This window comes from uncultured Actinobacillus sp. (assembly GCF_945915845.1).
Taxonomy (GTDB): Bacteria; Pseudomonadota; Gammaproteobacteria; order Enterobacterales; family Pasteurellaceae; genus Exercitatus.
The window spans coordinates 1-11319 of sequence record NZ_CAMEFX010000054.1; the positions used below are offsets into that span (position 1 = coordinate 1).

Here is an 11319-nt window from a genome sequence, read left to right on the forward strand (position 1 = left end):
ATGGCTTTTTTAGGCGACAACGCAGCTTTTTATTGAAAGATAAACAGACCCTAGTGTATTTAGATAAAAACAAAGGGCAGAAACAAGTTCTGCCCTTAAATGTATCATAACAAATTAATTAAACATCGCCGAAATCGATTCTTCGTTACTAATACGGCGAATGGCTTCTGATAACATACCTGAAAGTGTTAATACTCGCACTTTGCCTAATGCTTTGATTTCATCTGTTAATGGGATGGTATCTGTAACAACGATCTCATCTAATGCGGGGCTGGCGAGGTTTTGTGCTGCTGAGCCGGAGAAAACAGCGTGTGTTGCATAAGCAAAGACACGTTTTGCACCGCGTTCTTTCAATGCTTCTGCTGCTTTACATAATGTACCGCCTGTATCGATCATATCATCCACTAAGATACAGTCACGATCTTTCACATCACCAATAATATGCATAACTTGTGATACATTGGCTTTTGGACGGCGTTTATCGATAATCGCCATATCGGTGTCATTTAATAGTTTCGCTACTGCACGAGCGCGAACCACACCACCGATATCAGGTGATACAACCATTGGATTTTCTAAATCGTTTTTTTTCAAAATATCGTGGATCAACACTGGTGTACCAAATACGTTATCTACAGGTACATCAAAGAAACCTTGAATTTGTTCTGCGTGTAAGTCACAGGTTAATACACGGTCAACTCCTACACTTGATAGGAAGTCTGCTACCACTTTAGCTGTAATTGGAACACGAGCAGAGCGGACACGGCGGTCTTGACGAGCATAACCGAAGTAAGGAATGACAGCAGTAATACGACCTGCTGAAGCGCGGCGTAAAGCATCAACCATTACAATCAGTTCCATTAAATTATCATTGGTTGGCGCACAAGTAGATTGGATAATGAACACATCGCTACCACGTACATTTTCATTGATTTGTACTTGGATTTCGCCATCGCTAAAACGACCTACGGTAGCGTCGCCTAAAGAAATATATAGGCGTTCTGAAATGCGTTTTGCTAATTCTGGCGTTGCATTACCAGCGAAGAGTTTAATATCAGGCATGGTGTTTTAACCTCAAGGTTTTAGTTTTTAAAGAAAAGAAATTTTTTCAAGCCATTGATGTAATGGCGAGCGATTACAGCCTTTTGCGATAAAACCCGAAAATTGCTCAGGTTTTTTCTCAAATACTACGCGTGCAGATTGTTCATCATTGAATTCTGCAAAGACACAAGCACCTGTCCCTGTTAATCTTGACGGCGCATATTTTAACAACCACTCTAGGGTTTCTTCAACCATAGGATAGCAATTTCTTACAACTTTTTCGCAATCGTTTGCAAATTCATCAGTTAAGAGTTGAGTAATGCTTCTTTTTTGGGTGTTACGTGGTAAATCCGGATGAGAAAAAATGACCGCAGTAGAAATTGCCGTTTCAGGCTTTAACACCACATACCATTTTTCGTCAGGTTCACAATCATGGAAAACCTCTCCCACACCTTCTGCAATAGCTGCTTTACCATGAACAAAAATCGGCACATCGGCTCCTAATGTTACCCCTAGCTGTGCAAGTTCATGCAAAGATAAATGGGTTTGCCATAATGCATTGAGGGCAACCAGTGTGGTCGCTGCGTTAGAAGAACCACCACCAACCCCTCCACCCATAGGAAGAATTTTATCTAAATGGATATTCGCGCCCAAAGCACAACCTGTTTTTTGTTGTAATAACTTCGCCGCACGATAAATAAGATTGTCTTCCGGTTTTAAATGGGGAATTTCAGGGGTTAAGCAAATGTTACCATCATCACGCAAGCTGATTTCCAGCCAATCGCCATAATCTAAAAATTGGAACAAAGTTTGTAACTCGTGATAACCATCAGCGCGTTTGTTATTGATATACAAAAATAAATTCAGTTTTGCAGGACTTGGAAAACGCCAAGCATTGTCTGATTGGAAATAACGTTTATCCGAAAGTGCGGTTAAAAAGTGATGTGTTTTCATTAAAATACCCAATTATCCACACGAATTTTTAAAGTTTGATTTGCATTTTTGAGCAAAATATCTTTGGGTAAAGCCGGTGTTTTTTCTTGATGATAGACTAAATAGTCAGCGGTCCAAACCACGCCATCCACAGGATAGCTGAAATTTGCGAGATAATGATTCTCGCCCACTTGATAATCAGCACGCTCATCAGGTTGCCCTTTCAACCAAGTCGCAAGCTGTTCAAGGGGAACATCCATCCCCACAATTTCACGTACCAATAATTTAGCATCACGCTCCAAACGCTGATTTCCTTTATTATCAGAAATTGTCATTCCGGCATTATGCATTTGCAAAACGAGACGACTTGAGCTTAGAGTAGAGTAGAGTTTTAAAGTATAGTTCTGAGGGTTTTGATATTGCCATTCAAAACGGCTGGAAAAGCGTTCAGTTGAACTGATATAACCTAATTGCCCCATAGCAGAATATCGTTGGATATTTTTGATTTGCACTAAATGTTGTTGCCAAGTGCGGTCAGATTTTGAGATAGTTTTGACTTCAGTAGGGCGATTTTCATCAATATCTAAGGCACAACCGGTGACGATCAAAGCCGATAACAAAATAGGAAAGAATTGCTTGAGTTTCATACTTATATTGTTCTATTAAAAACGCGCGTATTGTACGTTTTTCTGTTTAGTTAGTCAAAAACTGCGGTTGAGTGGTATTTATTTTAGTTTTTACCGCTTGTACACGCCGTTTCATTAATTCATCGCGAATACCTTGCTTTTCAAAACCGGCATCAATAATTTGTTGAATATCCACTTGTCTTGCCGTTTCATACAATGTCCATAAATAGGCTTTTTGTGGATAAGGAATGTGCTCGAAACCTAAACGCCCACGGCTGTCTGCCATACACGTAGTCAAAAATTCTTTAAAGCGTTGTGGTTTTCGCCAAGCATCAAAAGTATTAAATAATTTGATGATAGTTTCTGCACGTAATTCAAAGGCTTTATGGGCGTGAGTATGGTATTCACAAGTGAGTTCCGCTAAGTCTTTATAGTAGGTTGGAACTTTCAAACGGTTGCATAAATGACGAACCTGTTGAACGCCTTTTTTCTCATGTCCATAATGATGGGGGAGTATGTCTTGGGGGCTTAATGCTTTGCCTAAATCATGACAAAGGGCGGCAAAACGTACCGCACTTTGATTCATTTGGGTATTTTCTGTGAGTAAAACCGCTTGTTGTAGCACCATCATTGTGTGCAAAAATGTATCAATTTCAGGATGGTGCTTGACCGGGTTTGGGATGCCATAAAGCGCATTGAGCTCGGGAAAGAGGACTTTTAAAGCCCCAACTTTGCGTAGGGTATCAAAATAAATGTCGGGATTTTTTTCTGTGAGTGCTTTTTCCGTTTCCAACCAAACGCGCTCTGTAGTGAGATGTGTCAATTCCCCTTGTTCAGTCAACGAACGCATTAATGCCAGTGTTTCGTTTGCAATGGTAAAACCGAGATGATGAAAACGCGCGGCAAAACGAGCAACACGCAAGACGCGTAATGGATCTTCTGCAAACGCAGGGGATATGTGGCGTAAAGTGCGGTTGTTTAAATCTTCAATACCGCCATAGGGATCGTGATATTTTCCATCTGCACTTTGTGCTATGGCGTTAATGGTTAAATCACGGCGAATCAGATCTTCTTCTAAACGGATATGCGGTGAAAAGTTGCAAATAAAACCGGTATAACCCGAACCTGATTTACGTTCAGTTCGAGCAAGGGCATATTCTTCTTTGGTTTCAGGGTTAAGAAAAACAGGGAAATCTTTGCCTACTTGTTGATAGCCTTGAGCCAGCAAATCTTCAGGTGTTGCCCCTACAATCATCCAATCACGATCTTTGACGGGTAAGCCTAATAGTTTATCGCGCACCGCGCCACCAACAAGATAGATTTCCATATTCCCTCTGTATAAAAAAACAAATAGCTGTTGATAACAACAGCTATTTTGCTATAATTCCTTTCGTGCTATCGGCGATGGGCAAGTGCTATCGCAATTAGCACATTGCCTAGTCGTCTTAGTCCTATGGCACTAAGGAGGTGATTTATGTGAAAAGATCAGAACTTTTTGTTTTGTTTGTTTTGCTAATTTTATTAGCAACAGCTGTTGGAATAAGAGTTTTCGCTATTCTCAATATTCTTTCAGCCTTATTCACTAAATTAGCCTAATCGGCTAGGAAGGGAATAGAGTCGCAATCTGTTCCCGACCTGTTACATTTTAGCTATCCAATATTGACTTTTCAAGCTAAAAATCTTACGACCAGCCGTCATTACGGCGGCGTTTAGGGAAAATAAGCGGAAGAATTAAACCTAAAATTAACCCAACACCTAAAACGGAACCGCCATAAATAAACCATTGAATAGCGATTTCGCGTTTTCCTGCATCTAACATGGCTTCTAGGTCACGATTTTTATTTTTTGTAATTTCTAATTCACGTTTAAGTTGGGAATTTTCTTCTAATAATTGGCTGCTTTTTTGGTTGCTGTCAATGCTACGGCGTTGCATTTCCGCGGTACGTTGTTTCCAATCATTGTCGATATTATTTAATTTTGTGGTCAGTTCTTGAACCTGTGCTTTTAATCTTGGGTTTTCACTTTTGCTGCTTGGCGTTGACGAAAGTTCGCTATTTAAAATCCAAGCTTCGCGGTTTTTGCTATCGCGAATTAAAGTATAACGATCCTGACGATTTAACACAGTGACGGGCTCACCGGCTTGAATGGCACCTGCAATTTTGAAATTATCACTCGCGCCTTTGCGCAAATAGGTGTTTAGATTTTCGGTCACATAAGCGGTTTCTGCCAAAGTGTTGAAAGCTGAACTTAATAATAGGGCAGAGAGAGTAATTTTAATGAGTTTTGACATAATACAATCAATGGAAAATAAAAGTGCGGTCAAATATTACCAAATATCGACCGCACTTTTCAAATTAACGGAAAATTAACGCTAAAATATAATAAATTACAATAGCAAAGAACGCACCGGCCGGTAGCGTAACTACCCACGATGCAATGATATTACGGATAACATTTAAATTTAACGCCGCAATACCACGAGCTAAACCGATGCCTAATACCGCACCCACTAAGGTTTGAGTGGTTGAAATCGGTAAGCCTGTTCCTGAAGCCACCACTACGGTTGCCGCAGTCGCGAATTGTGCAGCAAAACCACGGCTCGGGGTTAAATCTGTAATCCCTGTACCGATGGTCGCCATCACTTTATAACCCATAACGATTAAGCCAACGCCAATACCTAAGGCACCCAGTGGTAAAATCCACCAAGCCATTGGGGCGGAAGCGGCAATGTTACCGCCACTTTCTACAATGGTGACCACCGCTGCCAATGGTCCGATAGCATTGGCTACATCGTTTGAACCGTGGGCAAATGCCATGGCACAAGCTGTCATCAGCATTAACATACTAAATACGCGTTCTACGCCACCAAATGTCCCTTTACGCGCTTTGCGAATAAAGTTTTTACTGCGGAAGTAGAAATGACTAATGATGACTGAAATAGCACTTAATCCAATAGAAATTAATACCGTTTCTTTTGTGCTTAAGTTTAAACCAACGTGTTTTAAGCCTTTTGCTACGGTGACGATAATTAAGATAAATACCGTTAACCCCATAAAATAAGGACCGAATTTTTGTGCGTTACGTAGAGGGTTTTCTGTGTCAAAAATTAATTTTTGAATGACCAAGAAAATACCGTAAGCTAATACACCAGCGATAAATGGGGTAATAAACCAGCTTCCCACAATACCACCAATGGCATTCCAACGTACTGCACCGGCACCTGTTGTGATACAAGCAAAACCGATGATGGCACCAATAATAGAGTGTGTTGTTGACACAGGCCAGCCCCAGCGAGAGGCGATTAATAACCAAGAGCCTGAAGCAAATAATGCCGACATCATTCCCAATACCAACACATCAGGTTGGGCAATAAAATCATTCGGATCGATGATGCCGCTTTTGATGGTTTCTGTCACTTCACCACCAGCCAAATATGCCCCTGCACATTCAAAAATTAACGCAATAATAATTGCTTGTTTGGCGGTAATTGTACCGGAACCCACCGAGGTTCCCATGGCGTTCGATACATCATTTGCACCCACGCCAAATGCCATAAAAAAGGCAAATGCTGCGGTAATGATAATGAGCAGAGTGCCGTAGTTTTGTAATACTTCCATAGTCGAAATCCTATGTTAAATATAATTATGAACGAGCGAGCATTAACTCAATTCGTGAGCCGACACGTTGTGCTTGGTCAGCCAACACGCCAACCCATTCAAAGGTTTTATATAAAGAAATCACATCAATGGGATTATAACGATCTTCGATTTTACGCAATTCTCGGCGTAATTCGATTTGCATTTTATCCGTATCATCTTCAATATCATCAAGCGTATTGATCATATTATTAACGAGCGTTAGCTCACGACCTTTAAAGCCGGTTTCTAATAACTCATCCATTTCGCGTGTGATTTTGTTTGCTTGCAATGCCGCATCAATACTACGACAAACAAAGGATTTAAAGGCTTCTTGAATTTCAGCAGGAATAGGGAATTGGCGGCTTACCATCCGTCCGGCAATATCTTTTGCATAGTTTGCAAGTTTATCTTGTTGAGTAACAAGTTCGAGCAAATCTGTGCGGTCGATAGGTAAGAATAATCCGCGTGGTAGTTTTAAGCGAATTTCACGTTTTAATTTGTCAGCGCGGTGTTCCATATCTACAATGCGTAAACGGGCTTCTTCCGCTTTATCCCAATCATCTTCAAAAACGGCTTCGATAAAGGGAACAAGTAAGGTACATGCTTCCGTTACTTTATCTGAATGCTTTTGTAATGGTTTTAATGGGGAATGGGCAAATAATCCGAGAAAGTTATTCATCGCCATAATTAACTCCTAAATGGGGTTGATAAAATAATGCCAATGACTTGGCGTGATAGGCACAGCACAACAATATGTTGGTAATGCCCAAAACTTCGCGCATATTATCTTATTGTTAGAGAAAATTCACGCTTTAAATGATAATATTGCCATAATCTTTCGTTTTCGCACAAAGTGCGGTCAGAATAAATAGGAATAAAATTAAATGTCGAATGAAATTGAATTGAAATTAGCCGTTACGCCGAATTTTGCAGAAAATCTTGCTCAATCCTTGACGGATTTTCATATTATTGAACAAAAACGATCTTTTTTAGGCAATACCTATTACGATACGGAAGAGGGTTTCTTTGCTAATCAAAAAATGGGGTTAAGAGTGCGGTCAGAAAATGGCACATTTCAAATGACATTAAAAACCGATGGCAACGTGACTGGGGGCTTGCATATTCGTCCCGAATACAATTTCCCGTTAGAAACGGCAGAGCCTGATGTGACGAAATTGAATACCCTAACACAAGTGAGTTTGCCGCAACATCTTGTTTTAAAACCAATTTTTAGTACCGATTTTGAACGTCAATCTTGGTTGATTGAATGTGGTAAAGATACAGAAATTGAAATTGCTTTAGATCGTGGTGAAATTAAAGCAAAAGGGAATATTGATCCTATTTGTGAAGTGGAATTTGAGCTTAAACGTGGTGAGCTTAAGGATTTATTGGCATTAGTGGAAAATTTAACACTAACAGAGGGGGTTCGTTTAAGTTCAACAAGCAAAGCCAAACGCGGTTATCAACTAGCGAAAGGGAAATTACCACTTTTAACTGATTGGCTAGAAAAATGGCGTGAGTTTTTGGATATTGAGCAAAATAGTGCAAATCCACAGGAAATTTTGACCGCGCTTTTTAATAATGAACAACACTTAATTGAAGAAACCTTATTATTTGGCACAAGTTATTTTGCGCAGGATTTTATGCGTACCGTCGAGCGTATCGGTGCGTTCTTTAATTTGGCTAATTATTATATTGAAGCCAAAAAATTGTTGAGCGCAGCGGTTCAACACGGACAACTTGATGAGCAATTCTTGTTGGACTTGGTGGACGGTAATGAATGGCTGTTTGAGAAAGTTCGTGAGATTATTTGCCTACACAGTGAAACTAAAGATAATACTTTGGCGATGGATAAACTCAATAATCTATTGCACCAAGGACAATATGTTAAACGTATGATTAATCTGATTAAATTGACGGTGGCATAACAATGGCAAAAGCTCCCAAAACCGCTTATGTGTGTAACGATTGTGGCGCGGAATATTCCCGTTGGCAAGGGCAATGTTCCGCTTGTAAGGCTTGGAATACCATTAGTGAAGTGCGGATGATTTCAGCAAAATCGGCACCAAGAAATGATCGTTTTAGTGGATATGCCGGTGAAACCCAAGCGAAAATCCAAACACTTGCGGAAATCAGTTTACAAGAAACTCCTCGTTTTACTAGCGGCTTTAAAGAATTAGATCGTGTGCTGGGTGGGGGAATTGTGCCCGGTTCTGCAATTTTGATTGGTGGTCATCCAGGGGCAGGAAAATCCACATTGTTGCTACAAGTCATGTGTGGCTTGGCACAAAATATGACCGCACTTTATGTAACCGGGGAAGAAAGTTTACAACAGGTGGCTATGCGCGCCAATCGTTTAAATTTGCCGGCAGACAGATTGCAAATGCTATCGGAAACATCCGTCGAGCAGATTTGTCATTTAGCGGATCAATTAAAACCACAAATTATTGTAATTGACTCTATTCAGGTGATGCATTTATCGGATATTCAATCTTCCCCTGGCTCTGTGGCACAAGTACGTGAATGCGCATCTTTTTTAACTCGTTATGCCAAAACGCGCCAAGTGGCAATTATTATGGTTGGACATGTTACCAAAGACGGTACCTTAGCCGGCCCTAAAGTATTAGAACATGCCATTGACTGTTCTTTGTTATTGGAAGGGGAGGCGGACAGTCGTTTTCGCACCTTGCGATCCCATAAAAACCGTTTTGGTGCGGTAAATGAGTTAGGCGTTTTTGCGATGACAGAGCAGGGACTGCGTGAGGTGAAAAACCCTTCGGCGATTTTCTTAAGTCGCGGTGATGAATTGACCTCAGGCAGTTCGGTTATGGTGCTATGGGAAGGAACGCGCCCATTGTTGGTAGAGATTCAAGCATTAGTGGATCATTCTATGTTAGCTAATCCACGCCGTGTTGCTGTCGGTTTGGAACAAAATCGTCTTGCTCTGCTGTTGGCCGTATTGCATCGTCATGGTGGTTTACAGATGTCTGATCAAGATGTGTTTGTCAATGTTGTCGGTGGCGTTAAAGTGACAGAGACCAGTGCAGACTTAGCTTTATTGTTAGCGTTAATTTCGAGTTTCAGAAGCCGTCCTTTACCCCAAGATTTAGTTATTTTTGGCGAAGTTGGGTTAGGTGGCGAAATTCGACCGGTTCCGAGTGGCCAAGAGCGAATTTCTGAAGCCGCTAAACATGGATTTAAACGTGCTATTGTGCCTTTTGGTAATAAACCGAAAAGTGCGGTGGATAATATGCAAGTTTATACGGTAAAAAAACTGGCTGATGCGTTGAATGTTTTAGATGAGTTGTAAGGTCTGTATAGGAGCGATTAAAAATAACAACGTAATCTGCACCCCAAGCGCATTGAGGTGCAGATTTTTTATATCACAAATTATTCTACTAATTTTGGCTTAACGATTGCATAAGCGATACCTGTTACCGCTGAACCAATCGCAATTGCTGCTAAGTACATCAACGGTTGTGAAACAAATGGGATCACGAATAAACCGCCGTGAGGGGCTTGTAATGTGATGCCTAAACCAAGAGAAATTGCCCCCGCCGTTGCACCGCCTAAGATAGAGGTGGCAATCACACGCACAGGGTCAGCCGCTACAAATGGTAACGCACCTTCAGAGATAAAGCATAAGCCAAGTACGAAAGAGGCTTTGCCTGCATCACGTTGGTTTACGGTAAATTTGTTGCGTGCAATCCAAGTCGCAATCGCCATACCGATAGGTGGCACCATACCTGCCGCCATTGCTGCCGCCATCGGGGTGTTTACATCTGAGGCTAACATACCCACTGAGAAAGTGTAAGCAGCTTTGTTTACTGGGCCGCCCATATCGGTACACATCATCACACCAAGCACAATACCAAGTACAATCGCATTGATTTCACCCATTGATTTTAACCAGCTAGATAAGGCTTCCATAATGCTGGCAACAGGCGGGTTAATCACATAAACCATTGCAAGACCGACAATCGCAGAGCCTAATAGCGGTAGGATTAAGATCGGTTTTAACGAAGTCAAACTTGCCGGTAACTTGATGTTATCATTCAAGAATTTCACTACATAACCTGCAAGGAAACCAGCAATAATACCGCCTAAAATCCCTGCACCTGCCGTCGTTGCTAACATACCGCCGACAAAACCTGCAGTTAAACCCGGACGGTCAGCAATCGAGTAGGCAACATAACCGGCAAAGACGGCAATCATTAAGTGGAATGCTGCACCGCCACCAATATCCATTAACGCTTTCGGTAAACCACCTGCGATATTCGGATCTTTAAAGGCTTCAATACCGAACATAAAGGAAATAGCGATTAACAAACCACCAGCCACCACGAACGGTAACATATGCGACACACCCGTCATCAAGTGTTTATAAATCCCTTTCTTCTCGCCAGTCGCTTCTTCGCCTTTCGCAGCTGTCGCAGAACCGCCTTGATAAACAGTCGCTTGTTGGAAGGCTTTTTCAAACTCTTGTGCAGTTTTCTTCAACGCTAAACCTGTTGAAGTGCGGTACATCGGCTTGCCTTGGAATTTGCTTAAATCCACGTCAATATCCGCCGCCACAAAGACTAAATCTGCTGCAGCTACTTCTTCCGCAGAGATCGGATTGCCAGCCCCTACTTGCCCACGAGTTTCGACTTTCACATTCCAGCCTTGTGCTTTCGCATAGTTTTCAATGGCTTCCGCAGACATAAAGGTATGTGCAACCCCTGTCGGACAAGCGGTTACTGCTACGATATTTTTTACGCCAGAGTTTGATACTGCCGCTTGCGTTGCATTGGCAAAAGTTTGAGCAGAATTGACCGCTTGCGTGAGTGTTGCTTCTGGTTGAGCAAAGGCTTGCTCAAGGCTAACCACCGCCCCTTGTTTACCGACAACATTCGCAGGCACTTGCTCATCAAATAACACGACAAAATCCGCTTGTTCTGCATTGACCACAGAATGCCCTTGCTGTTTTGCTGTTGCCGTTAGCACTTCATTTACAAGAAATGCTCTTGCTTTACCGAGTTGTGCCGGGAAAATAAATGAAATATTCATATTTTATTCCTATCAATGTTTAAAAAATCTGT

At 41.5% G+C, this 11319-nt stretch carries 10 protein-coding genes; 2 read left to right on the forward strand and 8 right to left on the reverse strand.

Annotated elements, in window-relative coordinates; all coding sequences use genetic code 11:
• Positions 1-114: 114 nt before the first annotated feature.
• The 7 genes from Q0O89_RS09515 to Q0O89_RS09545 form a co-directional block, all read right to left on the reverse strand.
• Positions 115-1062, reverse strand: a complete 948-nt coding sequence (locus tag Q0O89_RS09515) for a ribose-phosphate pyrophosphokinase (protein WP_293731475.1) — start codon at positions 1060-1062, stop codon at positions 115-117.
• A 27-nt stretch (positions 1063-1089) separates the two neighbouring features.
• Positions 1090-1995, reverse strand: coding sequence for a 4-(cytidine 5'-diphospho)-2-C-methyl-D-erythritol kinase (gene ispE / locus Q0O89_RS09520; protein WP_293731476.1), 906 nt, complete (start codon positions 1993-1995; stop codon positions 1090-1092).
• Entirely contained in the window at positions 1995-2621 is a 627-nt protein-coding gene (gene lolB, locus Q0O89_RS09525; protein WP_293731477.1) for a lipoprotein insertase outer membrane protein LolB, read from the reverse strand. The genes ispE and lolB overlap by 1 nt, the downstream gene beginning before the upstream one ends.
• Before the next feature lie 46 nt (positions 2622-2667).
• The gene (locus Q0O89_RS09530) at positions 2668-3927 is read right to left on the reverse strand and encodes a multifunctional CCA addition/repair protein (RefSeq protein ID WP_293731478.1); all 1260 of its coding nucleotides are present in this window, start codon (positions 3925-3927) and stop codon (positions 2668-2670) included.
• Between the two features lie 354 nt (positions 3928-4281).
• A complete protein-coding gene (locus tag Q0O89_RS09535) occupies positions 4282-4890 on the reverse strand; it encodes a TIGR04211 family SH3 domain-containing protein (RefSeq protein WP_293731479.1) in 609 nt (202 codons plus the stop codon).
• Positions 4891-4954: 64 nt separating this feature from the next.
• Positions 4955-6217 carry an inorganic phosphate transporter gene (locus tag Q0O89_RS09540; protein ID WP_293731480.1) on the reverse strand — a complete coding sequence of 421 codons (1263 nt, stop codon included), beginning with the start codon at positions 6215-6217 and terminating at the stop codon, positions 4955-4957.
• Positions 6218-6242: 25 nt separating this feature from the next.
• Entirely contained in the window at positions 6243-6923 is a 681-nt protein-coding gene (locus Q0O89_RS09545; RefSeq protein WP_293731481.1) for a TIGR00153 family protein, read from the reverse strand.
• Between the two features lie 199 nt (positions 6924-7122).
• Between Q0O89_RS09545 and Q0O89_RS09550 the strand changes: the two genes are divergently transcribed.
• Complete coding sequence (locus Q0O89_RS09550; protein ID WP_293731482.1) at positions 7123-8166, forward strand: inorganic triphosphatase; 1044 nt, start codon at positions 7123-7125, stop codon at positions 8164-8166.
• A gap of 2 nt (positions 8167-8168) precedes the next feature.
• A complete protein-coding gene (gene radA, locus Q0O89_RS09555; protein ID WP_293731483.1) occupies positions 8169-9548 on the forward strand; it encodes a DNA repair protein RadA in 1380 nt (459 codons plus the stop codon).
• 80 nt (positions 9549-9628) lie between these two features.
• Here radA and Q0O89_RS09560 read toward each other — a convergent pair whose 3' ends face one another.
• Entirely contained in the window at positions 9629-11287 is a 1659-nt protein-coding gene (locus Q0O89_RS09560) for a fructose-specific PTS transporter subunit EIIC (protein ID WP_293731484.1), read from the reverse strand.
• Positions 11288-11319: the final 32 nt, after the last annotated feature.

Bases quoted from the DNA above. Each gene is read 5' to 3' on its own strand.
- Q0O89_RS09515 (WP_293731475.1), bottom strand. From the start codon at position 1,062: ATGCCTGATATTAAACTCTTCGCTGGTAATGCAACGCCAGAATTAGCA.
- ispE (WP_293731476.1), bottom strand. From the start codon at position 1,995: ATGAAAACACATCACTTTTTAACCGCACTTTCGGATAAACGTTATTTC.
- lolB (WP_293731477.1), bottom strand. From the start codon at position 2,621: ATGAAACTCAAGCAATTCTTTCCTATTTTGTTATCGGCTTTGATCGTC.
- Q0O89_RS09530 (WP_293731478.1), bottom strand. From the start codon at position 3,927: ATGGAAATCTATCTTGTTGGTGGCGCGGTGCGCGATAAACTATTAGGC.
- Q0O89_RS09535 (WP_293731479.1), bottom strand. From the start codon at position 4,890: ATGTCAAAACTCATTAAAATTACTCTCTCTGCCCTATTATTAAGTTCA.
- Q0O89_RS09540 (WP_293731480.1), bottom strand. From the start codon at position 6,217: ATGGAAGTATTACAAAACTACGGCACTCTGCTCATTATCATTACCGCA.
- Q0O89_RS09545 (WP_293731481.1), bottom strand. From the start codon at position 6,923: ATGGCGATGAATAACTTTCTCGGATTATTTGCCCATTCCCCATTAAAA.
- Q0O89_RS09550 (WP_293731482.1), top strand. From the start codon at position 7,123: ATGTCGAATGAAATTGAATTGAAATTAGCCGTTACGCCGAATTTTGCA.
- radA (WP_293731483.1), top strand. From the start codon at position 8,169: ATGGCAAAAGCTCCCAAAACCGCTTATGTGTGTAACGATTGTGGCGCG.
- Q0O89_RS09560 (WP_293731484.1), bottom strand. From the start codon at position 11,287: ATGAATATTTCATTTATTTTCCCGGCACAACTCGGTAAAGCAAGAGCA.